Source organism: Pseudescherichia sp. (assembly GCF_031979925.1).
Lineage (GTDB): Bacteria > Pseudomonadota > Gammaproteobacteria > Enterobacterales > Enterobacteriaceae > Pseudescherichia.
Genome location: NZ_DALZFB010000003.1, coordinates 1 through 24,027, shown reverse-complemented (window position 1 = coordinate 24,027; position 24,027 = coordinate 1). Strand labels below are relative to the sequence as shown.

Genomic DNA, 24,027 nt, shown 5'->3' with positions numbered 1-24,027 from the left:
ATAGTTACTGACTGACATTGATTTTTTACCAACACATTAAAAGCATGCAATGCGTCATACTGACAAAACATACTTTCCTGACCAAAATCGCACTACACCGCACCCGCCTGCGGTTTTCAGATCGCAAAAATTTTTCAGTTGGGATTTTTTACAAATGATAGCGCCAGACCGCGCCACAACTGGGGATTTACAGCGAGCAGGGAACTGAAAAGAGTGAAAAGAATTTCAGCTTTTTTCAGTTTAGCTTTACTCCAACATCGTAACCACTTGAATTAAGCTATTGATAGTAAAGAGATATAAAATTTTAGGTGAGATTTTTCATGATAACTGACGGCACACTTAAAAGTTAAGAAACTGATTCTTATAGACATTTTTTCTTAAGCAGCTGAAATTTAATGAACCGAAGCCGGGAAAATTTTAGTTTCTCCCGGCGAACCGTTCAGTGGCTCTCTTTGGCTGCCAACAGGAGTTCTAATGCTTTTTGTCGCTCGTCCGGTGGCAGGGCATCCATTAGCTCTTTAATCCGTCCCTGGCCGCTCAAAGCGCTGGGACTAATCGTGTGTGAAAAGGAAACGTTCATCACAAACGTATGCCCACATTCTACATTTGAGCAATAACAGTACACATCTGATAATTTGGGGTGCTTTCGGTTTGTTTTCCTCACCGTTGCCGGATTGTAGATCGCTCGACCTGTTACGATGGCGTAGCGGAATACTTCACCGCATCGTTGACGGACTTTCTTCGCTTTTTCCATTGCTCCTCTGGCTTCTATTAATCTCAGAACTTCAAGCAGCTCTAGGGGCTTAATATCAGCAATGGGTCGATGGCCAATGTGCGGGAAAATGTCTTTCTCAAATGCCTCGATAATGTCTGAAGCGTAGCCCTCAGACCATTTAGGTGACTTCATTTTGTGCCACTCTAACGCCACTTCTCTGAATGGATTGAGTATCTCTGTAGCAGCGGTTAAAGCATGTTTTTTGGCTTTCTTCACTTCGCCGGGGTCTTCACCGGCTGCGAGCAATTTCTTTGCGTCTTCACGCTTTTGCCTGGCATCAGCCAAAGAAACTGTTGGATAGACACCAAAAGATAAACGCTTCTCTTTGCCAGCAAAACGGTACTTCATACGCCAGTAACGCGACCCATTGGGTTCTACTTGAAGATACAGACCACCTCCATCAGACAGCTTGTAGCTCTTCTCTTTTCCTTTCGCGGCTTCAACCTTTCGGGCATTCAGCATCATTGGGGGCACATTTCCTAGACCGAACAGAACATGCCCCTGATTGTGCCCCCAAAGGCATGTTGATTTCAATGGATAGAGGTTGACGTCAAATGACTGAAAACAACGTAAAATCTATGTTTTAAAAGGATTTTGTTGATGTGAGTTAACTTGAGAAAACTAGAGGATGGTGCCGATAATAGGAGTCGAACCTACGACCTTCGCATTACGAATGCGCTGCTCTACCAACTGAGCTATATCGGCCCTGAGGGACCGGTTACGAGCGTAACCACGGGGTAGAAGGTTAGATCTAACCGGGTGTTGCGTCAATGCCCTTGGCAATCAAGCGGCTACTTTTGCATCACCCGGTCAGTTTTAAGCACGAATGGTATCGTCGCCGAAGCCAACCCACTTGTAGGTGGTCAGGGCTTCAAGACCCATCGGGCCGCGAGCGTGCAGTTTTTGCGTACTCACTGCCACTTCTGCGCCCAGGCCGAACTGTCCGCCGTCGGTGAAGCGCGTGGAGGCGTTGACGTATACCGCCGACGAATCCACCTCGTTTACAAAGCGGTTGGCGTTGCTCAGGGTGCGGGTGAGGATCGCATCCGAGTGCTGGGTGCCGTGCTCGCGAATATGCTCAATCGCCTCATCGAGCGAGGCCACCAGCTTGACGTTGAGATCGAGGGATAAAAACTCATCGTCATACTGCTCCGGCTTCACCGCCTCGACGTGCGCCGGGCCGCCTTGCAGCGTTTTCAGCGCTGCCGCGTCGGCGTGCAACGTCACACCGCTCTGCGCCATCTGGGTGCTCAGGGCGGGCAGGAAGCGCTCGGCAATCTGCTGGTTTACCAGCAGCGTCTCTACGGTGTTGCAGGTGCTGGGGCGCTGGGTCTTAGCATTGACGATAATCTTCAGCGCGGGTTCAATCTCGGCGGTGTCATCCACGTAGATATGGCATACGCCGATACCGCCGGTGATCACCGGAATGGTCGACTGCTCGCGGCACAGCTTGTGCAGCCCTGCCCCGCCGCGCGGGATCAGCATGTCGATGTAATTATCCATGCGCAGCATCTCATTGACCAGCGTCCGGTCCGGGCTCTCAATCGCCTGGATAGCACCTGCCGGCAGGCCGCACTCCTCCAGCGCCTGCTGGATCACCTTCACGGTGGCGGCGTTAGTGCGCCAGGTCTCTTTACCGCCGCGCAGGATCGCTGCGTTGCCGGTCTTCAGGCAGAGAGAGGCGACGTCAACGGTAACGTTAGGTCGCGCCTCGTAGATCACACCAATTACGCCGAGAGGAACCCGGCGGCGTTCAATGCGTAGGCCGCTGTCGAGCAGCCCGCCGTCAATAATCTGGCCTACCGGATCCGCCAGCTTGCACACCTGACGCACATCATCGGCGATGCTCTTCAGGCGTTCAGGGTTGAGCGCCAGGCGATCAAGCATTGCTTCGCTCAGGCCGTTGCGCCGGGCTTCAAGCACATCCTGCTCGTTAGCCTGAATAATGTCGTGCGCCTGGGCCTCCAGGTAGTCAGCGATCTTCTCCAGAACGCGGTTTTTTTCTCGGCTGGAGAGCTGCGCCAGCTTATACGAGGCTGCTTTCGCAGCGATGCCCATCTGTTCAAGCATACGTCTGCTCCTTAACGGGTGATCATGTCGTCGCGATGGACGGCGACCGGGCCATACTCGTAGCCGAGAATAGCGTCGATCTGCTGTGAGTGCTGGCCAGCGATGCGTCGCAGCGCGTCGCTGTTGTAGCGGGAGACGCCGTGGGCAATGTCCCGACCTTCCAGGTTACGGATACGGATCACTTCACCACGGGAGAAGTTACCTGTCACGCTTTTGATCCCTTTTGGCAGTAATGAGCTCCCTTTTTCGAGGATCGCCATCGTTGCCCCTTCGTCCACGGTAAGCTCACCCGCTGGCGGTGCGCCGAAGATCCAGCGCTTGCGGCTCTCGAGCGGTGAGGTCTGGGCATGGAAGCGCGTCCCTACCGGCACGCCGTTCAGCGCGTCGCCGATAACGCCCGGCCTGCTGCCGGCGGCAATAATGGTTTCGATGCCCGCCCTGCAGGCGACGTCAGCAGCCTGTAGTTTAGTGCCCATGCCACCGGTGCCAAGACCGGAGACGCTGTCCCCGGCGATGGCACGCAGCGCATCGTCAATGCCGTAGACGTCGGCAATCAGCTCGGCATCCGGGTTATTACGCGGATCGGCGGTGTAGAGGCCCTGCTGATCGGTGAGCAGCAGCAGCTTATCCGCTCCGCCTAAGATAGCGGCCAGCGCGGAGAGGTTGTCGTTATCGCCTACTTTAATTTCAGCGGTAGCCACGGCGTCGTTTTCGTTGATTACCGGTACGATGCTGTTATCCAGCAGCGCACGCAGGGTATCGCGGGCGTTGAGGAAGCGCTCCCGATCTTCCATATCGGCACGCGTCAGCAGCATCTGCCCGATGTGAATGCCGTAGATGGAGAAGAGCTGCTCCCAAAGCTGGATCAGGCGACTCTGCCCCACTGCCGCCAGCAGCTGCTTGGAGGCGATGGTGGCGGGCAGCTCCGGATAGCCCAAGTGCTCACGCCCGGCGGCAATCGCTCCGGAAGTGACGATAACAATACGATGCCCTGCGGCATGCAGCTGTGCACACTGGCGAACCAGCTCCACGATATGGGCGCGGTTAAGGCGGCGCGATCCGCCCGTTAGCACGCTGGTACCGAGTTTTACCACCAGCGTCTGGGTGTCACTCATGATTTTCTGCCGTTTTACGAATAAGGAAATGTGATGTCAGTCTGACGTTGTAACAGGAGTGAGGCCGCTTGCCAATAACCTCGGTCAAAAGCAAGGGAGATTGCTACGCGGATCGGCAAGCCTAACGGCAGATTTTTGCAATTTTATTGCAGAAATAAATAAACACGGATTTTTAAAATTATTCCGACATTGTCATAAATCTTTCATTTCCGAACGTTAAAACCCTCTCTGTTTTCAGCAGGTATAAGCCTGGCGAATATTAGAGCGTCTTTTGTTTAAATCGGGAATCAAAATGAAAAAGAGTACTCTGGCATTAGTGGTAATGGGTCTGGTTGCTTCCGCATCTGTACAGTCCGCAGAAGTTTTTAATAAAAATGGCAACAAGCTGGACGTTTACGGCAAAGTGAAAGCCATGCACTACTTCAGCGATGACAACAGCAACGACGGCGATAAAACATACGTTCGTTTCGGCTTTAAAGGCGAAACCCAAATTAACGATCAGATTACGGGCTTCGGTCGCTGGGAAGCGGAGTTTGCCGGTAATAACGACGAAAGCACCTCCGGGCAGAAAACCCGTCTGGCATTTGCCGGTGTGAAAATTAAAGATTTTGGCTCCCTGGACTACGGTCGTAACCTGGGCGTGCTGTATGACGTGGCCGCTTACACCGATATGTTCCCTGAGTTCGGCGGTGACGGCATGACCCGTACCGACAACTTTATGACCAAACGCACCAGCGGCGTGGCGACCTACCGTAACAGCGACTTCTTCGGCATGGTAGACGGTCTGGACCTGACCCTGCAGTACCAGGGCAAAAACGAAAACGGTCGTAACAGCGTCGTGAAACAGAACGGTGACGGCTTCGGTACCTCTCTGGCCTATGACTTCGGCGGCAGCGACTTCTCTATCGTTGGTGCATATGCTAACTCTGACCGCACCGACGCGCAGAATCGGATGACTCTTGGCCGTGGCGCGAATGCGGAAGCCTGGGCTGCCGGTGCGAAATATGACGCCAACAACGTCTACGCTGCTGCGTTCTACGGCGTCTCTTATAACATGACGCCAATCTCCTCCTCTGCTGGCTTTGCCAACAAAGCAGATAACTTCGAAGCCGTGCTTCAGTACCAGTTTGACTTCGGTCTGCGTCCGTCCGTGGGCTACGTCCTGAGCAAGGGCAAAGATATTGAAGGCTTTGGTGACGAGGATCTGGTCAACTATATCGACGTAGGCGCAACCTATTACTTCAACAAAAATATGTCGGCCTTCGTTGATTATAAAATTAACCAGATTGACGACGATAACCGCCTGGTTACCACCAACGATGATGTCGTTGCTCTGGGCGTAACCTATCAGTTCTAATTCTGGATAATAAAAAAGGCCCTTCATGTCGGTGAAGGGCCTTTTTTTATTTAAGGTATCCGCTTAATCAGGCGCTGAGTTTGACCGGGTCGTTTTTAAAGTCATCGGCAGGCTCCAGCTTTAATTCCAGCGACGCCAGCAGCTCACGTGCGCGCTCGTGGAAAGTCCGCAGCGTCTGCTCAAGACGATCGGTGACTTCTGCATCTTTAATGGCAACTGGCTCCCAGTGGCCCTCTTTATTAAAGAGGCCAAACTGGTAGGTATAGGTGAAGCGTTTTTCCTGGGCTTCCATTATCATCCACCAGCCCCAGAACTCACGCTTCTCAGGGGCAGGTTTTACGTTGACGCATACGGCAAGGCAGTCAAAAAAGAAACGGTTCCCTTCGCACTGCTCCTCACGGATATAGGGGCCAAGCGCCATAAATTTCTTGATCAGTCTGCTTTTCGGGTGTCCACTCGGTAACGTCATTGCGATCTCCTTTTGTGATGCAACTGTTTTACCAAATCAATGGAATTAAGCAACGCATTAACGCAATCTATGCTTCATCCAGGCAGTAATTTCCTGTAGAGACTTATCAAAATTCCGGTAAACCGGCTTAAAGGGGATCTCCAGCAGCTTGCCGTCGGCAGAGGAGGAGGCAATGAGCCGCGACTCCTCTTCCGGACTGAAGGGATCGTTTTTCCAGTAGCCAGAGAGCATCGGTGTCGGACAGCGTCGTCCCAGCAGGCCCTGAGTTTTTAATGAATAGCGGTTCAGCTCCACGCGCAGCGCCTCGTCCGATGCATCATGCATCCCGAGACAGCTGGCCAGTACGTCGAGGTACATCTCCGGCACGCCGCTGAGGCGCTGAGGATCGGTGAGCAGCGAGTGCACCACAGGCCCGAGGCAGGCCACCGCCTTCAGACGCGGCGACTCAAGATAGGCCAGGCGTACGGCAACGTTTGCCCCGAAGCGGAAGCCAAAGGCGGCTACCCGGGTGTGATCGATCCACGGAATGTCCGGCAGCGCTTTCAGCACGTGCTGGTGCAGCATGCTGGAGTCCTGGGTCAGCTTCCACTTCGACGAGAAGCCAATCGACGGCATATCCAGAGTCAGCATCGCGATGCCGTTCGGGGCAAAGTAGCGCTCAAACAGGTTGTAGTAGTCGCTTTGCAGGCTGTCGAGACCGCCGCATACCAGCACCGTCGGGAACGGGCCGTCGCCTTTCGGCATGTGCAGGAAGCCCACCAGCGGCGAACCGCCGGGAATGGCGAACTCAAGCTCACGCAGCTTACCCGGCAAACGACGAGCAGCCTCTTCATAGGCGCGGTTTGCCAGGGCCTGCGCCTGCTCGGCCAGGTCATCGCCTTTCAGATGCGGATAAGCGGCTATGCTGTAGAGATTGGAGGCGTGCAGCCACTGGCGGCCACTGAGGGCATCATCCTGGGTCTGGCTGGCCTTCTGCTGCCACTTCATCGCCTGGGTCGCCCACTCGTAGATCCAGTTGCCGCCGCGATAGCCCACCACCGTATCATAGAGATCGCTGTCGGTACGCTCGGCCTGGCTCATGACGATCCGCGCCTGCACGTCAAGAATTTCACGTGGATCGACCCCGCGCCAAACCCACAGCAGGCGGTTGATCAGCCGATACCAGTGCGGAACGCTGGCCCCGTCCAGCGCGGAATCCATCGCCGGGGGGTTGCCCCGCTGAAGACGGCGGACCAGCGTCGAGGTTTCGGGATGTTTGAATCGGGGTTTGAACAGGGTTTCGCTGAGGTTAGCCTGGGTCATTGCGCGCAGCCTCCATGATTACGTCACTTCCTCTATTGTAACCTGCCGGGCGCCAAATAACAGAACGCCCGGCATAACCGGGCGTAAAGTTTAGAAAAAAGCGGCTTAGCGGCCAGAGATAGGCGGTACGAAGACCACGCCCATATCCCACGGCTGCTCAATCCAGGTATCCTGCGGGATATCGATTACATAGTCATCAACCAGCGGGCGGCCGGCAGGCTTAGCGAAAATGGTCACGAAGTGGGCTTTTGGATACATGTCACGAATAGCGACTGCGGTACCGCCGGTATCTACCAGATCGTCAATCACGATAAAGCCTTCACCGTCGCCTTCAGCACGTTTCAGCACTTTCAGCTCGCGCTGGTTGTCGTGGTCGTAGCTGGAGATGCAAACGGTATCAACATAGCGAATACCCAGCTCACGGGCCAGCAGGGCAGCCGGAACTAAACCACCGCGGCTAACGGCAATGATGCCTTTCCACTGTTCTGACGGCAGCAGGCGCGCGGCCAGCTTGCGGGCGTGAATTTGCAACATGTCCCAGGTGACGACGTATTTTTCGCTCATGTGAAGTGTCCCAGCCTATTGTAAAGCGGCTTAAATGTGTTCAGGGGAAAATGGGTTGCGCGAGATTATAGAGATCTGACGCACTAAAAACCAGTGTTACGCGGCCCGCCCTGTGCTTTTTACATGTGTCACACTCAGACAGACAATAAAGTGGTATTCTCCCTCTATCTCACCCGCATAGCGCGTGATGCTCTGTTATCGCTAATCCTGTGCCCTGCCCCTCTGTTTTGCAGGCCATTGACATGGAGAATCATTATGTCTGAACTGTCTCAGCTATCCCCCCAGCCGCTGTGGGATATTTTTGCCAAGATCTGCTCTATTCCCCACCCCTCTTATCATGAAGAACAGCTTGCTGAACACGTTATGGGTTGGGCGAAAGAGAAAGGCTTTCATGCCGAGCGCGACCAGGTTGGCAATATCCTGATTCGCAAGCCTGCCACCGCCGGTATGGAAAACCGCAAGCCGGTCGTATTACAGGCGCACCTGGATATGGTGCCGCAGAAAAACCATGACACCGTGCACGACTTCACCGTCGACCCGATTCAGCCCTACATTGATGGCGAGTGGGTGAAAGCCCGTGGCACCACCCTGGGTGCGGATAACGGTATCGGCATGGCCTCTGCGCTGGCAGTGCTGGCAGATGACACCGTTGCCCACGGCCCGCTGGAAGTGCTGCTGACCATGACCGAAGAGGCCGGTATGGACGGCGCGTTTGGTCTGCAGGCTGGCTGGTTACAGGCCGACATCCTGATCAACACCGACTCTGAAGAAGAGGGTGAGATCTACATGGGCTGCGCCGGTGGCATCGACTTTATCTCCACCCTGGCCCTCTCCCGCGAAGCCGTTCCCGCTGGCTTTGAGACCTTCCGCCTGACCCTGAAGGGCCTGAAAGGCGGCCACTCCGGTGGTGATATCCACCTCGGTCTGGGCAATGCCAACAAGCTGCTGGCACGTTTCCTGGCCGGTCACGCTGCCGAGCTGGATCTGCGTCTGCTGGACTTTAATGGCGGCACGCTGCGTAACGCCATTCCGCGCGAAGCCTTTGCTACCGTTGCCGTTGCAGCGGACAAAGCTGAACAGCTGAAGGCGCTGGCAGATGCGTATCAGGCTATCCTGAGCAACGAGCTGGCGATCAAAGAGAAGAACCTGACCGTGCAGCTGGAGAGCGTTGCCTCTGATAAAGCCGCGCTGACGACCGCTTCCCGTGACGCCTTCGTGCAGCTGCTGAACGCCACCCCGAACGGCGTGATCCGCAACTCTGACGTGGCGAAGGGCGTGGTAGAAACCTCCCTGAACGTGGGTGTGGTCACTATGGAAGACGAGAGCGCAGAGATTATCTGCCTGATCCGCTCCCTGATCGACAGCGGTAAAGAGTACGTGGTCAGCATGCTGGAGTCGTTAGGCACGCTGGCGGGCGCGCAGACCTCAGCAAAAGGCAGCTACCCAGGCTGGCAGCCGGATGCGAAATCGCCGGTCATGCAGCTGGTACGTGAAACCTATCAGCGCCTGTTCGACAAAACGCCGAACATCCAGGTGATCCACGCCGGTCTCGAGTGCGGCCTGTTTAAAAAGCCGTACCCGGATATGGATATGGTCTCTATCGGGCCGACCATCACCGGTCCGCACTCCCCGGATGAGCAGGTTCACATCGAGAGCGTGGGCCAGTACTGGACCCTGCTGACCGAGCTGCTTAAAGCCATTCCGGCGAAGTAAGTAGCAAACGCCGGGTGGCGCTGCGCTTACCCGGCCTACGGTTCGACGATGTAGGCCCGGTAAGGCGAAGCCGCCACCGGGCTTTTTTACAGACCTAAAACCAGCTGCCTTTCAAGCTGCGGATCGAGCAGCGTCACATGCAGCCCCACCAGCCGCACGCCGCGCTCTCCCCGGCGTTCGTCCCACACATTGCGGGCAGTGGCGATCAGATCCTCTTTATTCAGCTGCGGCCAGACGTGCTCCTGGGTGGTCTGCTGGAAATCGTTAAACTTGAGCTTCACCCCCTGGCGAGCAATCAGCAGATCCGGCTTAACGACGGCCAGCCGCCGCTCCAGCTCCGGGTAGAGGCGCTCGATAATCGCCACGCACTCCTCCCACTCGTGAATATCCTCTGCCAGAGTGCGCTCCACGCCCACCGACTTGCGCAGCCGCTCGCCGGTGATCTCCCGCTCGTCGATCCCCTGGCTGCGCTCCCACAGCACCCGGCCAAACTTGCCGAAGCGCTTCAGGAGCATGGCGAGATCGCTCTTCTGCACGTCCTCACAGGTGCGCAGGCCGAGACTCTCCAGCTTGCCAGCCGAGACTTTGCCAACGCCCGGAATTTTTGACAACGGCAGCGTCTTCAGGAACGCCGGGACCTCGTCCGGGGTGATCACATACTGGCCGTTGGGCTTGTTGAGATCCGAGGCGATCTTTGCCAGAAACTTCACCGGCGCAATGCCCGCCGAGGCGGTGAGCTGTAGCTCGTTAAAAATAGTCTGGCGGATCTCCTGAGCCATCAGGGTGGCGGAGCCGTGACAGTGCACGCTGTCGGTCACATCGAGAAAGGCTTCATCCAGCGAGAGAGGTTCAATGCGCGACGTGTAGCGGGAGAAGATCGCCTGAATATGGCGCGAGGCTTCTTTATAGGCGTCGAAACGACCCGGCAGCAGAGTAAGATGGGGACAGAGCTTGAGCGCCATGCCAGTAGGCATCGCGCTGCGTACGCCAAACTTACGCGCCGGGTAGTTAGCGGTGCTGATCACGCCCCGCCGCTCCCGGCTACCACCGATGGCGATAGGGATATCTCGCAGGGCGGGATTGTCGCGCATCTCAACCGCTGCGAAAAAGCAGTCCATATCAACGTGTATTATTTTTCGCATCTGCTTATTTTGCCTGGGAAGTCTCTGCCTTCACTGGATAAGTATACAGCTTTTATTGATCAAATGAGAAGCATCGCTTATGCAGAAGCTTAGCCAACGGCCTCTGATATCGGTATGATGGAGCCTGAGCAAAACAATTTGTAAACTCCGCCTGGCGGGCTTGCGAAAAAATACCGGGGTGCTAATGTGAGCGCTCCTAATACAGATTAGTCTGATTTCGGATCTCTTTTGCCGTCCTGGCAATGTGGTAACCGCTTTATCAAGGAACAAGTAGTATGCGCATAATCGCATTATTCATTGCGATGCTTACAATACCGTGCGTCTCGTTTGCTGGCCTGCTCAGCAGCAACAGCTCAACAACGCCCGTTAGTAGAGAATATAAGCAGCAGTTAATGGGTTCTCCGGTCTATATCCAGATCTTCAAGGAAGAGCGCACGCTTGAGCTGTACGTCAAGATGGGCGAGCAGTATCAGCTGATGGATAGCTACAAGATCTGTAACTACTCCGGCGGCCTCGGTCCGAAACAGCGCCAGGGCGACTTCAAAAGCCCGGAAGGGTTCTATACCGTTCAGCGCAGCCAGCTTAAACCGGACAGCCGGTTCTATAAGGCGATCAATATCGGCTTCCCTAACGCCTACGATCGCTCGCACGGCTATGAAGGTAAGTATCTGATGATCCACGGCGCATGCGTCTCGGTGGGCTGCTACGCCATGACCGACTCCGGCATCGATGAGATCTTCCAGTTTGTGACCGGCGCGCTGGTCTTTGGCCAGCCGGGCGTGCAGGTAAGCATCTATCCGTTCCGCATGACCGACGCCAACATGGCGCGCCATAAGAACTCGTACTATGCAGACTTCTGGAATCAGCTGAAGCCCGGCTATGACTACTTTAATACCCTTCACCAGCCGCCGGTGGTCTCGGTGGTGAATGGTCGTTACGTGGTGAGCAAGCCGCTTAAGAGCAATGGCGCGATCCAGCCTCAGCTGGCATCAAACTACACGCTCCCCGAGGCAAAATAGCACCCACTCCCCTGGCATGATTTTATGCCAGGTTTCATTGCCGGTAAGCGGCTGGGTAGCAATTACGGAGACCACGTCATTAGGCGTGGTCTCTTTTTGAAAGTCGATCTCAACATCCTGATCCAGCAGCTTCGCCACGCCAAACGGCGCCCGACGGGTGATCCAGAACAGGTTGGTGGAGCAGAACGCCATCACATAGCGCCCATCCGACAGCAGCATATTGAACACGCCCTTCTCACGCAGCTCCCCTGCCAGCGTCGCAATGTACTTAAATACCGCCGCCATATTGCCCGGCGTGCGCGGATAGCGTGCGGTGAGCTTATGCAGCAGCCAGCAAAACGCCTTCTCGCTGTCGGTCTCGCCAACTGGACGAAAGTTGCCGGTCTCCAGCGTTTTGTAGCCCGTCAGTTGGCCATTGTGGGCGTAGGTCCAGTTGCGTCCCCACAGCTCGCGGGTAAAGGGGTGCGTATTCTCCAGCGATACCTCTCCCCGGTTGGCCTGGCGAATATGGGCCACCACCGAGCAGGATTTGATCGGGTAGTCCTGAACCAGTTTCGCTATCGGTGAGTTATAGCTGGGCTGTGGATCCTTGAACGTGCGACAGCCTTTGCCTTCGTAAAAGGTAATGCCCCAGCCATCTTTATGCGGCCCGGTTCCCCCACCGCGCTGAACCAGCCCGGTAAAACTAAAGCAAATATCCGTCGGCACATTGGCGCTCATCCCGAGCAGTTCGCACATACAACACCTCCACAGCTCATCGGGGGCCAGGCCCCCGTAAGACGTCTTAAGCTTTAACCATCTCTTTTTCAATCAGCTGAATCAAGATGTGGATCACTTTGATATGAATTTCCTGAATGCGGTCGGCGTAGCCAAAGTGCGGAACGCGGATCTCGATGTCAGCGCTGCCGGCCATTTTGCCGCCGTCTTTACCGGTCAGGGTAATCACCTTCATCCCTTTAGCGCGCGCAGCGTCGATCGCTTTGATCACATTGCTGGAGTTGCCGGAGGTGGAGATGCCCAGCAGCACGTCGCCCTCGCGGCCTACCGCTTCCACATAGCGGGAGAAGATGTAGTCGTAGCCAAAATCGTTACCGACGCAGGAGATGTGGCTGACATCAGAGATAGCGATGGCCGGGTAGCCCGGACGGTTCTCACGATAGCGACCAGTCAGCTCTTCAGCAAAATGCATCGCATCACAGTGTGAGCCGCCGTTACCGCAGGAGAGCACTTTGCCACCGGCTTTGAAGCTGTCGGCCAGCAGCACCGCTGCGCGCTGGATAGCGTGGATATTGGCGTCATCCTGCAGAAAGTTAGCCAGCGTCTCCGCCGCTTCATTCAATTCGTTACGAATCAGATCCTGGTACATAAGATGTCCTTCAGACTAGATGAATTTTACGTGCGCAGTTTACCGGATAGCGCCATACGCGAGAAGCTAAAGCCATACTTATCACCGGGCGTTTTAGGTATACGTGCCATCATCGCTATCAACAATGTGAACCAGGTTGTAATTACTTTGTAAACACATTGCTAAATATAGTGTCATCCACTACAACAATAACATCTAAAGTGGTCAGACCTCCTACAAGCCAGGGAGCAATTGTTTATGATGATGTTGAGTCTTGTCGCAACCGTGGTACTGATTGGCGCGCTGTTTTACCACCGTGTCAGTCTGTTTTTGAGTAGCCTGATTTTATTGGCCTGGACCGCCGCGCTTGGCGTTTCCGGCCTGTGGTCCATCTGGGTGCTGGTGCCGCTGGCAATTATGCTGGTGCCGTTTAACCTGCCCGCGATGCGTAAATCGATGATCTCCGCCCCGGTGTTTCGCGGCTTCCGTAAAGTGATGCCGCCTATGTCACGCACCGAGAAAGAGGCGATCGACGCCGGGACTACATGGTGGGAAGGCGATCTGTTCCGTGGCAATCCGGACTGGAAAAAGCTGCATAGCTATCCGCAGCCGCGTCTGACCGCTGAAGAGCAGGCGTTTATCGACGGGCCGGTAGAAGAGGCCTGCCGCATGGCTAATGATTTTCAGATCACCCATGAGATGGCCGACCTGCCGCCCGAGCTGTGGGCATACCTGAAAGAGCACCGCTTCTTTGCGATGATCATTAAAAAAGAGTACGGCGGCCTCGAGTTCTCCGCCTACGCCCAGTCTCGCGTGCTGCAGAAGCTCTCCGGCGTCTCCGGCATTCTGGCCATCACCGTCGGCGTGCCTAACTCCTTAGGCCCGGGCGAGCTGCTGCAACACTACGGCACCGAAGAGCAGAAGAACCACTACTTGCCGCGCCTGGCGCGTGGGGAAGAGATCCCCTGCTTTGCCCTGACCAGCCCGGAAGCGGGTTCTGATGCCGGTGCTATTCCGGATACCGGCGTGGTGTGCATGGGTGAGTGGCAGGGTGAGCAGGTGCTCGGTATGCGCCTGACCTGGAACAAACGCTATATCACTTTGGCCCCTATTGCGACCGTGCTGGGCCTGGCCTTTAAGCTCTCCGACCCGGAAAAACTACTGGGTGGAGACGAAGAGTTGGGTATTACCTGCGCCCTGATCCCCACCAGCACGCCCGGCGTAGAAATTGGCCGCCGCCACTTCCCGCTTAACGTTCCGTTCCAGAACGGCCCGACCCGCGGTCAGGATATCTTTGTGCCGATTGACTACATCATCGGCGGACCGAAAATGGCTGGCCAGGGCTGGCGGATGCTGGTGGAGTGTCTGTCGGTAGGTCGCGGTATTACTCTGCCGTCCAACTCTACCGGCGGCCTGAAGTCTGCTGCGATGGGCATCGGCGCTTACGCGCGCATTCGTCGTCAGTTCCGCATCGCCATCGGTAAGATGGAGGGGATCGAAGAGCCGCTGGCGCGCATTGCTGGTAACGCCTACGTGATGGATGCTGCCGCGTCGCTGATCACCTACGCCATTGTGCTCGGTGAAAAACCCGCGGTACTCTCTGCTATCGTAAAGTACCACTGCACCCATCGCGGCCAGCAGTCGATTATTGACGCCATGGATATTGCTGGCGGGAAAGGCATTATGCTTGGCGAGAGCAACTTCCTGGCCCGCGTTTATCAGGGCGCACCGATCGCTATCACCGTTGAAGGGGCGAACATTCTTACCCGCAGCATGATGATCTTCGGTCAGGGCGCAATCCGCTGCCATCCTTATGTGCTGGATGAGATGGCTGCTGCCCAGAGCAACGATCTTAACGCCTTCGACAAGCTGCTGTTTAAACACATCGGCCACGTGGGTAGCAACACGGTACGTAGCTTCTGGCTTGGCCTGACTCGCGGCCTGACCAGCAGCACGCCAACCGGAGATGCCACCCGCCGCTACTATCAGCACCTTAACCGTCTGAGCGCCAACCTGGCGATGCTGTCAGATGTCTCGATGGCGGTGCTGGGCGGCAGCCTGAAACGTCGCGAACGTATCTCGGCGCGGCTGGGGGATATTCTGAGCCAGATCTTCCTCGCCAGCGCGACGCTGAAACGTTATGACGACGAAGGCCGCCACGAAGCCGATCTGCCGCTGGTTCACTGGGGCGTGCAGGATGCGATCTATAAAGCAGAGCAGGCGATGGATGACCTGCTGGCCAACTTCCCGAACCGCGGCGTTGCCGCCCTGCTTCGCGCGACCATCTTCCCTACCGGGCGTCACTACCTTGCCCCGTCGGACAAGCTGGACCATGCTGTGGCGAAGATCCTGCAAACGCCTTGCGCTACCCGCTCCCGCATTGGTCGCGGTCAGTACCTGACCGCCAGCGAGCATAACCCGGTTGGCCTGCTGGAGGATGCGCTGCTGGACGTCATCGCTGCGGATCCGATTCATCAGCGTATCTGTAAAGAGATCGGTAAGAATCTGCCCTTTACCCGTCTGGATACGCTGGCCAACGACGCGCTGGCCCAGGGAATTATCGACTATGACGAAGCGCGGATCCTGATCAAAGCCGAGGAGAGCCGACTGCGCAGCATCAACGTTGATGACTTCGAGGCAGACGCGCTGGCTACCCAACCGGTCAGGCCACTGCTCCCTGCCCTGCCGGAGAAAGTGCGCAAAATCGAAGCTGCGTAACGTTTCCTGTGTTGCTATCGACCCTGCCCCCGGCAGGGTTTTTTATTGCCACACAATCGCGTTTTGCCGTGGTAGAGTGTTTGAACGCTACAAAAATGGGGAGACTCATCGTGCCTGGTTTGAAAATTACGCTGTTGCAACAGCCGCTGGTGTGGATGGATGGTCCAGCTAACCTGCGGCACTTCGATCGCCAACTGGAAAATATTATCGGGCGCGACGTTATCGTTCTGCCGGAGATGTTCACGACGGGTTTTGCGATGCAGGCGGCGCAGCAGTCGCTGCCGCAGAGTGATGTTATCGCCTGGATGCAGGCCAAAGCGCAGCAGACGAATGCCCTGGTTGCAGGTAGCGCGGCGCTGCAGAGCGATCGCGGAGCGGTAAACCGTTTCCTGCTGGTCGAGCCGGAGGGCAAGGTGCATAGCTACGATAAGCGCCACCTGTTCCGCATGGCTGATGAGCATCACCACTATGAGGCTGGCACCGAGCGGGTGGTCTTTGAGTGGCGCGGCTGGCGCATTCTCCCCCTGGTCTGCTATGACCTGCGCTTCCCGGTCTGGTCGCGCAACCGCAACGACTACGACCTCGCCCTGTACGTGGCCAACTGGCCTGCGCCGCGCTCCCTGCACTGGCAGGCGCTGCTGGTGGCGCGGGCTATTGAGAACCAGGCCTATGTTGCGGGCTGTAACCGCGTCGGCACCGATGGCAACGGGCATCACTATCGCGGCGACAGCCGGATCGTCAGCCCACAGGGAGAGATTCTCGCCACTGCCGAGCCGCACCAGGCTACGCGTATCGATGCCGAGCTGTCGCTGACCGCGCTGAAAGACTATCGCGAAAAATTCCCGGCCTGGCAGGATGCCGACGCCTTTACGCTGGAGAAGTGATGTGAATAACGGGTGCGAAAGCGCCCGTTTGAAAAGCCAAAACGACGAAGGCCTGAGTCATTGCTGACTCAGGCCTTCTGAATAGTGGCGGAACGGACGGGACTCGAACCCGCGACCCCCTGCGTGACAGGCAGGTATTCTAACCGACTGAACTACCGCTCCACTGTTCCCTTGGGAACGAGGCGAATATTACGTATTGCCTCGCACGCCGTCAACGCTTTTTCACTGCTTTTGAATCGTTTGCTGCAAAAATCGCCCGCGAGCTGTTTTTATCCACAAAACAAGGCTTTCAGGCTCGCCACAGGCAGGATCCGCCCTTCTTCTGCACCAGATCGAGACGCGATTCATGGGCCACTACCTCTTCATCGCTGGCTAACACCACGCGTAGCGCATTTGCCCGGCGTACGACGCGCTGAATAGTGGATTCGCCCTGCGCCTGCTGATTTTCACCCTCAACGGAAAAGGCCATTGAGGTCTGTCCGCCCGTCATCATCAAGAAGACGTCGGCGAGGATCTGGGCATCGAGCAGTGCGCCGTGCAACGTTCGCTTGCTGTTATCGATCTCATAGCGTGAGCAGAGCGCATCAAGACTGTTGCGCTTGCCGGGGAACATCTTCCTGGCCATCGCCAGACTATCGGTCACCTTACAGAAGGTATCCGTTTTAGGAATGCCCCGGTTCAGCTTGCTGAACTCATAGTCCATAAAGCCGATATCAAACGATGCGTTATGGATCACCAGCTCAGCGCCGCGAATATAGTCGATAAACTCATCGGCAACGTCGCTGAAGAGCGGCTTATCCAGCAAAAACTCATCTGCAATCCCATGCACGCCGAAGGCTTCCGGATCCACCAGCCGATCCGGCTTGAGATAGACGTGGAAGTTATTGCCGGTCAGACGACGGTTGATCACCTCTACCGCGCCGATTTCAATAATCTTATGTCCTTCATAGTGGGCACCGATCTGGTTCATACCGGTGGTTTCCGTATCAAGGACGATCTGTCGTGTAATTGCAGTGCTCATAGCGGTCATTTATGTCAGACTTGTCGTTTTACGTCGATTTCAACTACAGGAAGTCTACCAGAGATGCTCAAACAGGTAGAAATTTTCACCGATGGATCTTGCTTAGGTAACCCAGGGCCAGGCGGCTACGGCGCTATTTTACGCTATCGGCAGCATGAAAGAACCTTCAGCGAAGGGTATCGTCTCACGACCAACAACCGGATGGAGCTGATGGCAGCCATCGTCGCGCTTGAGGCGCTGAAAGAGCACTGCGAAGTGGTCCTGAGCACCGACAGCCAGTACGTCCGCCAGGGGATAACCCAGTGGATCCACAACTGGAAAAAGCGCGGCTGGAAAACGGCTGATAAGAAACCGGTAAAGAATGTTGATCTCTGGAAGCGACTGGATGCGGCACTCAGCCAGCATCAGATCCGCTGGGAGTGGGTTAAAGGCCATGCGGGCCATCCGGAAAACGAACGCTGCGACGAGCTGGCCCGCAGCGCAGCGATGAATCCCACCCAGGAAGATGTCGGTTACCAGCCAGAGAGCTAGTCAGGGTTTACGGTACTGCCGCGTTGCGCCCACCGCCTGGGGCACACGCGCCTTCGCCTTGCTCTGCTTAGCTGGATTGAGCGTCAGAGGAATGGTGCGTTTGCGGGCGACGATAAGCTGCATACAGCCCAGCGCGGGCAGATGGGTGCTCAGCACCTTCCCCCCCTGCCGGGTCCAGGGCAGTACCTGAAAGCCACTATGGTGCACTACCTCAAAGTTGAGCAGCGCCAGCCAGTCGAGCTGGCGCATCATAGTAAACATCCGGCTGCGGTAGACCACTGACCGACGTTTAACAGGCAGTGCCTTGCGTAATCCAAGCAGGCTGACGGGATTAAACCCGCTCAATATCAGCCAGCCATCATCAATCAGCACGCGATCGGCTTCATTTAACAGGCGATGCGGATCCTGGCACCAGCTAAGCGTATGCGCCAGCAGGCAGGCGTCGACGGATTTATTCTCAAAGGGCAGATGCAGCGGATCGGCCCTGACCTGCGCAGGCTCCCCAAGTAATGAAACGTTAACCTGATGCGAGATAGCGCAGCTTTCGGCATTGATTTCCGCGCTGAGATTGCCAATCTTAAGCAGGTGAAATCCGTAAATCTTTGCGAACCAGGGCTTAAGCTGCTGCTCCAGCGCCTCGCGGTAGTATTCGCCACGGGAAAACTCAGCCCAGTGGGCGGGTGCTGAGAACGTTCGAGGTGTCCTTGCCGGTTTCATCACAACCTTCCGCTACGCTTTGAGAGGTATTATATGAATCTTAACAGTATTCCCGCATTTCAGGATAACTACATCTGGGTGCTAAGCAATGACGAAGGTCACTGTGTGATTGTTGATCCGGGCGAAGCGGCTCCGGTGCTTCATGCTATCGAAGAAAACCAGTGGCAGCCACAGGCGATCCTGCTCACGCATCACCACCACGATCACGTTGGCGGCGTGAAAGAACTGCGCCAGCGGTTCCCGGACGTAGTGGTATATGGCCCAGAAGAGACACAAGATAAAGGGGCAACGAAATGCGTAGTCGAGGGCGATAAGCTCATTCTTTTGGGCTACGAATTTTCTGTTTTTGCAACGCCGGGTCATACTTTGGGTCATGTTTCTTACTACACAATTCCTTACCTTTTTTGCGGCGACACGCTGTTCTCAGGCGGTTGCGGCAGACTTTTCGAAGGAACAGCGGATCAGATGTATCAATCATTTCAGAAAATTAACGCGCTTCCGCCGGAAACGCTTATTTGTTGCGCGCATGAATACACATTAGCGAATATGAAGTTTGCCCAGCATATTCTGCCCAACGATCCGGCTATTGAGGATTATCTTAATAAAGTGAAGCAGTTACGCACAAAAAGTCAAACAACGCTGCCCGTAACGCTGGAAAATGAGCGTCGTATTAATGTTTTTCTCCGCACTGAAGATCCTGATTTGATTAGTGTTATTGATAAAGAAACAAAATTGCAACAGCCTAATACGCGTTTTGCATGGTTGAGGTCAAAGAAAGACGCTTTCTGAAATTTCATACTTGTCATCTGGATCCTTCGCCGTTATGATTGCTCGTCTTTTAAGCAACTATTGACTCACACACATGAAGGCACAAGCGATCTTACTCGCCTCTGTCCTGCTTGTGGGTTGCCAGGCGTCTAATCACGATGGCAACGTACAACAGCACGCACAGAGCCTTTCTGCAGCTAGTCAAGGGGAAGCAGGTAAGTTTACAAGTCAGGCGCGGTGGATGGACGATGGAACATCCCTCGCGCAGGATCAGGACTTGTGGGCTGCCATTAGCGACGAGCTGAAGATGGGAATTCCGGAAAACGACCGGATTCGCGAACAAAAGCAGAAGTATTTAAGAAACAAGAGCTATCTCCACGATGTAACTTTACGGGCAGAGCCGTATATGTACTGGATAGCAGGGCAAGTTAAGAAACGTAACATGCCCATGGAACTGGTACTACTACCCATAGTGGAGAGCGCTTTTAACCCGCACGCGACGTCTGGCGCCAATGCCGCAGGCATTTGGCAGATCATTCCGAGCACGGGGCGCAACTACGGTTTGAAACAGACTCGCACTTACGATGCGCGTCGTGACGTTGTGGCATCTACCACTGCCGCACTCGACATGATGCAGCGTCTTAACCGCATGTTTGACGGCGACTGGCTGTTGACGGTCGCTGCCTATAACAGCGGCGAAGGGCGTGTCATGAAGGCAATGAAAGCGAATAAATCGCGAGGGAAACCTACCGATTTTTGGTCGCTCTCGCTGCCTCAGGAAACGAAAATTTACGTGCCTAAGATGCTGGCTTTGAGTGATATTCTCAAGAACAGCAAGCGCTACGGTGTGCGTCTGCCTACGCCTGACGATAGCCGCGCGCTGGCACGTGTCCGGCTAAACAGCCCGGTTGGCATGAGCCAGCTGGCGGATATGGCTGGCATGCCGGTAAGCAAGCTGAAAACCTTTAACGCAGGCGTTAAAGGCTCGACGCTCGGCTCGGGTGGACCGCAGTATGTGATGGTGCCGCAGAAGCATGCAGACCAGCTGCGTGAATCACTGGCCTCAGGTGAGATCGCTGCCGTACAGCCTACGCTGATGGCGGATAACACCCCGCTGACCAGTAAGAGCTATAAGGTACGTTCTGGCGATACGCTTTCCGGTATTGCTTCACGCCTCGGCGTGACCGCTAAGGATCTCCAGCAGTGGAACAACCTGCGCGGATCAACCCTGAAGGTGGGCCAGAGCCTGACCGTCGGTGCGGGCAGCAGCGCGCAGCGTCTTGCCAGCAACAGCGATAGCGTTAAGTATCGCGTGCGTAAAGGCGATTCGCTCTCCAGTATTGCGAAAGATTACGGCGTAAATATTAAGGATGTTATGCGCTGGAATGACGATACGGATAATCTGCAACCTGGCGATCAGCTGACGCTGTTTGTGAAGAACAACGCCACGCCGGACTCCTGATCATCGAACCGTTTCATATAAAAAAGCACCGATTCCCCCGGTGCTTTTTTTATTGCTGTTTGCCGTTGTTACTGTTTTTTCGCGGCAATAAATACCGTATCGCTGGTGAATGACCCGTCAGCCTGTAACTCAAAGTAGGCTTTTACCGCCTGCGATGCACTCTCCTGATAGAGCCGAATCGCCTTGCTCAGCGCATCCGGGGTACGCATTCGTGCGATCCAGGAGGAGAACTCCAGTACCAGACGATCGGTAATCAAGTCACAGGTTGTCAGCCCCGCCTCGTTGATCTGTGCCAGCCACTGGCCGCTAGAGTAGTTGCGCACGTGCGAGGTATCGCGCAGGGCTTCAACCGTCTGCAACCAGATATCACGAACCGGCTCGCCAGGCGACATCACATCCATCAGGAATACCGTGCCGCCAGGCTTCAACACTCGTTTTATTTCACGCAATGCCTGGCCGAGATCCTGCCAGTGGTGCGCTGAATAGCGGCTAATCACGACATCAAAGGTGCTATCAGCGAAGGGTAAGCTCTCTGCATAACCCTGCTGGGTGCGGATATTGGTTAAGCCTTTCTCTTTTGCCGCTGCGGCCACAACGCCCAGCATATCGCTGGAGAGATCGTATGCCGTCACCTCTCTTACGGCTGTGGCGGCAGTAAAGCTGGCATGTCCTCCCCCGCAGCCGACGTCCAGAACATGGGCCTGAGGGACGTTTTGGAGGCGTTCGCGCAGCCGCTCTAAATCACGGCCTGCGGCATGCACAGCGCTGGTTAAGTAGGCGCTGGCCTGGGAGCCAAACTGATCTTCGACATTATCATGATGGGATTTTGCTGCCATTGTGCTGTCCTTTTAGTTAAGTGAAAAAGAGGGCAGCACCCGTTTAGGCCTGCCCTACGGCAGACCTGACGCACCACTACTTATCAGGTTTGCCGGGACTGAATTCAACGAGTAGCGGGTTGTGATCGGAGGCGCGCGTAACCAGCACCGAAGCTTCGTTCACGTTGAGACCACGATAGAAGATAAAATCGAGCGGGCGACCAAACGCCCGGCGGCGGTTGTCATCCGTAAAGCGTACCTGGCGCAGAGCCATCTCCCGGGAGAAGCGGTAAAGCGCATTCATACGCGGACGGCTCCAGGCATTGAAATCGCCAGCCATGATCACCGGGCCATTATGCTGGGCGATCTGATCGCCAATAGGCAGCAGCTGCTTGCTGTAGACATCAACTCCCAGGCTAAAGTTAACCGCGTGCACGTTAACGACCATCAGCAGCCGTCCGTCAGGCAGGGGGTAGACCGTCACCAGGGCGGACTTTGCCAGCCGCAGGATCGGCTCACGCTCGCGCAGCGGGCAGCAGTAGACCGGATGGGCTGAAGCCAGCGTCATAACGCCAGAGGGGTGCTGAGGCAGCACAAACGCCGGAACCTGATCTGCCGCCAGATAGTTAGTGGTTGCAAACCGGATAAGCTCAGGCGTGGTTTGTGCTTCCTGCAGCAGCACGAGATGGGCATCTTTACCAAAGCTTTGCAGCACTGACTGCCACTCTGCACGCTGCTGCTTGAAAATATTCCACACCAGGACGCGGATATTCTCTTCTTCACTCAGCGGCGCGCCTGGAGGTGATGCCTGGCCAATGCTCGCGAATGACCCGGGCGGCAGGATCCGCTCGGCGGGCTGTCCTGCGATATAGCGCATGGCATGGGTATGTTTTCGCACTTTCGGCTTCTTACCTCTGTAACCTGTTTACCCTGGATACCAGGGCCACTCCTTCTGTTATAGGGATTTTAGCGCACACTTTCAACGCTGCCTGGAAAAACAGTTACTTTGATAAGGGAGTGACACCCAGCGCAGACGCGTGGTTAAATAACAATAGGCGATAAAATAGAGATAAAATTTTGCTACAGGTGCAAAAATGAAGGCAACATCAGAAGAGCTGACTATATTTGTCGCCGTGGTGGAGAGCGGGAGCTTTAGCCGTGCCGCTGAGCAGCTTGGACAGGCTAATTCGGCTATTAGCCGGGCGGTAAAGAAGCTGGAGACCAAGCTGGGTGTCAGCTTGCTTAACCGCACTACACGCCATCTAAGCCTGACTGAAGAGGGTGAGCGCTATTTCCGCCGTGTGCAGCTTATTCTGCAGGAGATGGCGGCAGCAGAAAACGAGGTGATGGAGCATCAGCACACGCCACGCGGCCTGCTGCGTATCGATGCAGCCACGCCGGTTGTGCTGCATTTTTTAATGCCAATGATTAAGCCGTTTCGTGAGCGTTACCCGGAGGTGACCCTCTCGCTGGTCTCATCAGAGACCTTTATTAACCTCATCGAGCGGAAAGTGGACGTCGCTATACGCGTTGGTACGCTAACGGACTCCAGCCTGCGTGCCCGCCCGCTGTTTAAAAGCTCCCGCAGGATGATCGCCTCCCCTGCCTATCTGGCCAAATACGGTACGCCGCAGAGCGTGGACGATCTTAAACATCACACCTGCCTGGGCTTCACAGAGCCTGTGTCGCTTAATACCTGGCCGATAGCCTGTGAAGATGGTCAGCTGTATGAGATTACCAGCGGCATCTCATCTAACAGCGGCGAAACGCTGAAGTACCTCTGTCTTTCCGGTAACGGTATAGCCTGCCTGTCTGACTATATGACGGACAATGAGATTGCCAGCGGCGAGCTGGTCGAGGTGCTGGCGGATAAACGTCTGCCGGTTGAGATGCCCTTTAGCGCGGTCTACTACAGTGACAGAGCGGTCAGTACGCGTATCCGAGCCTTTGTCGACTTTCTAAGCGAGTATGTGAAGCAGCGTCAGCAGCCGTGAAGCTGGCGTTTGCGTGGTAAATAGCAGGCAAAAAAAAACCGTATCTCGTGAGAGATACGGCTTCTTAAATAAGTGGCGGAACGGACGGGACTCGAACCCGCGACCCCCTGCGTGACAGGCAGGTATTCTAACCGACTGAACTACCGCTCCACCGAATTTTTCTACAGCCACCGGTTTGATGCCCCGGTTTACTGCTTTATTTGATGCCTGGCAGTTCCCTACTCTCGCATGGGGAGACCCCACACT

The 24,027-nt window shown here is 55.5% G+C and carries 21 protein-coding genes, 3 tRNA genes and 2 pseudogenes; 9 read left to right on the top strand and 17 right to left on the bottom strand.

Annotated elements, in window-relative coordinates; genetic code table 11:
- Window positions 1–439 precede the first annotated feature (439 nt).
- The 5 genes and pseudogenes from RTM13_RS06350 to proB all read right to left on the bottom strand — a co-directional run bounded on the left by RTM13_RS06350 (window position 440) and on the right by proB (window position 3,960).
- Window positions 440–664, bottom strand: coding sequence for an ogr/Delta-like zinc finger family protein (locus RTM13_RS06350; RefSeq protein ID WP_312211606.1), 225 nt, complete (start codon window positions 662–664; stop codon window positions 440–442).
- 3 nt (window positions 665–667) lie between these two features.
- Window positions 668–1,240: pseudogene (locus RTM13_RS06345) on the bottom strand (tyrosine-type recombinase/integrase); the annotation flags it as partial.
- A gap of 164 nt (window positions 1,241–1,404) precedes the next feature.
- A tRNA-Thr gene (locus RTM13_RS06340) sits at window positions 1,405–1,480 on the bottom strand.
- Between the two features lie 111 nt (window positions 1,481–1,591).
- Window positions 1,592–2,845 carry a glutamate-5-semialdehyde dehydrogenase gene (gene proA / locus RTM13_RS06335; protein WP_312211064.1) on the bottom strand — a complete coding sequence of 418 codons (1,254 nt, stop codon included), beginning with the start codon at window positions 2,843–2,845 and terminating at the stop codon, window positions 1,592–1,594.
- A gap of 11 nt (window positions 2,846–2,856) precedes the next feature.
- A complete protein-coding gene (proB, locus tag RTM13_RS06330) occupies window positions 2,857–3,960 on the bottom strand; it encodes a glutamate 5-kinase (RefSeq protein WP_312211062.1) in 1,104 nt (367 codons plus the stop codon).
- 292 nt (window positions 3,961–4,252) lie between these two features.
- Here proB and phoE point away from each other — a divergent pair, with 292 nt between their 5' ends.
- The gene (gene phoE, locus RTM13_RS06325; protein WP_312211061.1) at window positions 4,253–5,317 is read left to right on the top strand and encodes a phosphoporin PhoE; all 1,065 of its coding nucleotides are present in this window, start codon (window positions 4,253–4,255) and stop codon (window positions 5,315–5,317) included.
- A gap of 67 nt (window positions 5,318–5,384) precedes the next feature.
- Here the strand turns inward: phoE and crl are convergent, their stop codons facing one another.
- From crl to gpt, 3 genes are all read right to left on the bottom strand, one after another.
- Entirely contained in the window at window positions 5,385–5,786 is a 402-nt protein-coding gene (gene crl / locus RTM13_RS06320) for a sigma factor-binding protein Crl (RefSeq protein WP_312211059.1), read from the bottom strand.
- A 57-nt stretch (window positions 5,787–5,843) separates the two neighbouring features.
- The gene (gene frsA, locus RTM13_RS06315) at window positions 5,844–7,088 is read right to left on the bottom strand and encodes an esterase FrsA (protein WP_312211057.1); all 1,245 of its coding nucleotides are present in this window, start codon (window positions 7,086–7,088) and stop codon (window positions 5,844–5,846) included.
- 105 nt (window positions 7,089–7,193) lie between these two features.
- Window positions 7,194–7,652, bottom strand: a complete 459-nt coding sequence (gpt, locus tag RTM13_RS06310) for a xanthine phosphoribosyltransferase (protein WP_312211055.1) — start codon at window positions 7,650–7,652, stop codon at window positions 7,194–7,196.
- Between the two features lie 255 nt (window positions 7,653–7,907).
- Between gpt and pepD the strand changes: the two genes are divergently transcribed.
- Window positions 7,908–9,365: a cytosol nonspecific dipeptidase gene (pepD, locus tag RTM13_RS06305; protein WP_312211053.1), complete on the top strand. Its 1,458-nt coding sequence runs from the start codon at window positions 7,908–7,910 to the stop codon at window positions 9,363–9,365.
- 86 nt (window positions 9,366–9,451) lie between these two features.
- On the opposite strand, the gene dinB is transcribed toward pepD, so the two are convergent.
- On the bottom strand, window positions 9,452–10,507 hold the full coding sequence (gene dinB / locus RTM13_RS06300) for a DNA polymerase IV (RefSeq protein ID WP_312211051.1): 1,056 nt from the start codon (window positions 10,505–10,507) through the stop codon (window positions 9,452–9,454).
- 275 nt (window positions 10,508–10,782) lie between these two features.
- Between dinB and dpaA the strand changes: the two genes are divergently transcribed.
- Window positions 10,783–11,526 carry a peptidoglycan meso-diaminopimelic acid protein amidase gene (gene dpaA, locus RTM13_RS06295; RefSeq protein WP_312211049.1) on the top strand — a complete coding sequence of 248 codons (744 nt, stop codon included), beginning with the start codon at window positions 10,783–10,785 and terminating at the stop codon, window positions 11,524–11,526.
- Here dpaA and RTM13_RS06290 read toward each other — a convergent pair.
- Together RTM13_RS06290 and lpcA are read right to left on the bottom strand one after the other, a co-directional pair.
- Window positions 11,497–12,264 (bottom strand): class II glutamine amidotransferase, encoded by a 768-nt coding sequence (locus RTM13_RS06290; protein ID WP_312211047.1) that lies wholly within the window; start codon window positions 12,262–12,264, stop codon window positions 11,497–11,499. The two genes, dpaA and RTM13_RS06290, sit on opposite strands and share 30 nt — an antisense overlap.
- 46 nt (window positions 12,265–12,310) lie before the next feature.
- Entirely contained in the window at window positions 12,311–12,892 is a 582-nt protein-coding gene (gene lpcA / locus RTM13_RS06285; protein ID WP_312211045.1) for a D-sedoheptulose 7-phosphate isomerase, read from the bottom strand.
- Between the two features lie 237 nt (window positions 12,893–13,129).
- On the opposite strand from lpcA, the gene fadE reads away from it, so the two are divergent.
- Window positions 13,130–15,589, top strand: a complete 2,460-nt coding sequence (fadE, locus tag RTM13_RS06280; protein WP_312211043.1) for an acyl-CoA dehydrogenase FadE — start codon at window positions 13,130–13,132, stop codon at window positions 15,587–15,589.
- A gap of 110 nt (window positions 15,590–15,699) precedes the next feature.
- Window positions 15,700–16,473, top strand: a complete 774-nt coding sequence (locus tag RTM13_RS06275) for an amidohydrolase (RefSeq protein ID WP_312211041.1) — start codon at window positions 15,700–15,702, stop codon at window positions 16,471–16,473.
- A gap of 85 nt (window positions 16,474–16,558) precedes the next feature.
- Here the strand turns inward: RTM13_RS06275 and RTM13_RS06270 are convergent.
- Window positions 16,559–16,635: transfer RNA gene (locus RTM13_RS06270), tRNA-Asp, on the bottom strand.
- A 127-nt stretch (window positions 16,636–16,762) separates the two neighbouring features.
- The gene (gene dnaQ / locus RTM13_RS06265) at window positions 16,763–17,494 is read right to left on the bottom strand and encodes a DNA polymerase III subunit epsilon (RefSeq protein ID WP_312211039.1); all 732 of its coding nucleotides are present in this window, start codon (window positions 17,492–17,494) and stop codon (window positions 16,763–16,765) included.
- On the opposite strand from dnaQ, the pseudogene rnhA reads away from it, so the two are divergent.
- A pseudogene (gene rnhA, locus RTM13_RS06260) lies at window positions 17,448–18,025 on the top strand (ribonuclease HI). The gene dnaQ and the pseudogene rnhA overlap by 47 nt on opposite strands.
- Here rnhA and RTM13_RS06255 read toward each other — a convergent pair.
- Window positions 18,026–18,742, bottom strand: coding sequence for a class I SAM-dependent methyltransferase (locus RTM13_RS06255; protein ID WP_312211037.1), 717 nt, complete (start codon window positions 18,740–18,742; stop codon window positions 18,026–18,028). It lies immediately after the preceding pseudogene.
- A gap of 33 nt (window positions 18,743–18,775) precedes the next feature.
- Between RTM13_RS06255 and gloB the strand changes: the two genes are divergently transcribed.
- Together gloB and mltD are read left to right on the top strand one after the other, a co-directional pair.
- Window positions 18,776–19,531 carry a hydroxyacylglutathione hydrolase gene (gene gloB / locus RTM13_RS06250; RefSeq protein WP_312211036.1) on the top strand — a complete coding sequence of 252 codons (756 nt, stop codon included), beginning with the start codon at window positions 18,776–18,778 and terminating at the stop codon, window positions 19,529–19,531.
- Window positions 19,532–19,604: 73 nt separating this feature from the next.
- Complete coding sequence (gene mltD, locus RTM13_RS06245) at window positions 19,605–20,972, top strand: murein transglycosylase D (RefSeq protein WP_312211035.1); 1,368 nt, start codon at window positions 19,605–19,607, stop codon at window positions 20,970–20,972.
- Between the two features lie 68 nt (window positions 20,973–21,040).
- Here the strand turns inward: mltD and RTM13_RS06240 are convergent, their stop codons facing one another.
- Together RTM13_RS06240 and RTM13_RS06235 are read right to left on the bottom strand one after the other, a co-directional pair.
- Window positions 21,041–21,808, bottom strand: a complete 768-nt coding sequence (locus tag RTM13_RS06240; protein WP_312211034.1) for a class I SAM-dependent methyltransferase — start codon at window positions 21,806–21,808, stop codon at window positions 21,041–21,043.
- A gap of 76 nt (window positions 21,809–21,884) precedes the next feature.
- Window positions 21,885–22,685 (bottom strand): endonuclease/exonuclease/phosphatase family protein, encoded by an 801-nt coding sequence (locus tag RTM13_RS06235; RefSeq protein ID WP_312211033.1) that lies wholly within the window; start codon window positions 22,683–22,685, stop codon window positions 21,885–21,887.
- 196 nt (window positions 22,686–22,881) lie between these two features.
- On the opposite strand from RTM13_RS06235, the gene yafC reads away from it, so the two are divergent.
- Entirely contained in the window at window positions 22,882–23,781 is a 900-nt protein-coding gene (yafC, locus tag RTM13_RS06230) for a DNA-binding transcriptional regulator YafC (RefSeq protein ID WP_312211031.1), read from the top strand.
- Between the two features lie 73 nt (window positions 23,782–23,854).
- Here the strand turns inward: yafC and RTM13_RS06225 are convergent.
- Window positions 23,855–23,931: transfer RNA gene (locus RTM13_RS06225), tRNA-Asp, on the bottom strand.
- Window positions 23,932–24,027: the final 96 nt, after the last annotated feature.

Excerpts from the sequence above, each read along its gene's own strand:
- frsA (WP_312211057.1), bottom strand. The coding sequence starts at position 7,088 with ATGACCCAGGCTAACCTCAGCGAAACCCTGTTCAAACCCCGATTCAAA.
- RTM13_RS06240 (WP_312211034.1), bottom strand. The coding sequence starts at position 21,808 with ATGGCAGCAAAATCCCATCATGATAATGTCGAAGATCAGTTTGGCTCC.
- crl (WP_312211059.1), bottom strand. The coding sequence starts at position 5,786 with ATGACGTTACCGAGTGGACACCCGAAAAGCAGACTGATCAAGAAATTT.
- pepD (WP_312211053.1), top strand. The coding sequence starts at position 7,908 with ATGTCTGAACTGTCTCAGCTATCCCCCCAGCCGCTGTGGGATATTTTT.
- RTM13_RS06255 (WP_312211037.1), bottom strand. The coding sequence starts at position 18,742 with ATGAAACCGGCAAGGACACCTCGAACGTTCTCAGCACCCGCCCACTGG.
- gpt (WP_312211055.1), bottom strand. The coding sequence starts at position 7,652 with ATGAGCGAAAAATACGTCGTCACCTGGGACATGTTGCAAATTCACGCC.
- proA (WP_312211064.1), bottom strand. The coding sequence starts at position 2,845 with ATGCTTGAACAGATGGGCATCGCTGCGAAAGCAGCCTCGTATAAGCTG.
- yafC (WP_312211031.1), top strand. The coding sequence starts at position 22,882 with ATGAAGGCAACATCAGAAGAGCTGACTATATTTGTCGCCGTGGTGGAG.
- dnaQ (WP_312211039.1), bottom strand. The coding sequence starts at position 17,494 with ATGAGCACTGCAATTACACGACAGATCGTCCTTGATACGGAAACCACC.
- dinB (WP_312211051.1), bottom strand. The coding sequence starts at position 10,507 with ATGCGAAAAATAATACACGTTGATATGGACTGCTTTTTCGCAGCGGTT.
- lpcA (WP_312211045.1), bottom strand. The coding sequence starts at position 12,892 with ATGTACCAGGATCTGATTCGTAACGAATTGAATGAAGCGGCGGAGACG.
- gloB (WP_312211036.1), top strand. The coding sequence starts at position 18,776 with ATGAATCTTAACAGTATTCCCGCATTTCAGGATAACTACATCTGGGTG.
- mltD (WP_312211035.1), top strand. The coding sequence starts at position 19,605 with ATGAAGGCACAAGCGATCTTACTCGCCTCTGTCCTGCTTGTGGGTTGC.
- fadE (WP_312211043.1), top strand. The coding sequence starts at position 13,130 with ATGATGATGTTGAGTCTTGTCGCAACCGTGGTACTGATTGGCGCGCTG.
- RTM13_RS06290 (WP_312211047.1), bottom strand. The coding sequence starts at position 12,264 with ATGTGCGAACTGCTCGGGATGAGCGCCAATGTGCCGACGGATATTTGC.
- dpaA (WP_312211049.1), top strand. The coding sequence starts at position 10,783 with ATGCGCATAATCGCATTATTCATTGCGATGCTTACAATACCGTGCGTC.
- phoE (WP_312211061.1), top strand. The coding sequence starts at position 4,253 with ATGAAAAAGAGTACTCTGGCATTAGTGGTAATGGGTCTGGTTGCTTCC.
- proB (WP_312211062.1), bottom strand. The coding sequence starts at position 3,960 with ATGAGTGACACCCAGACGCTGGTGGTAAAACTCGGTACCAGCGTGCTA.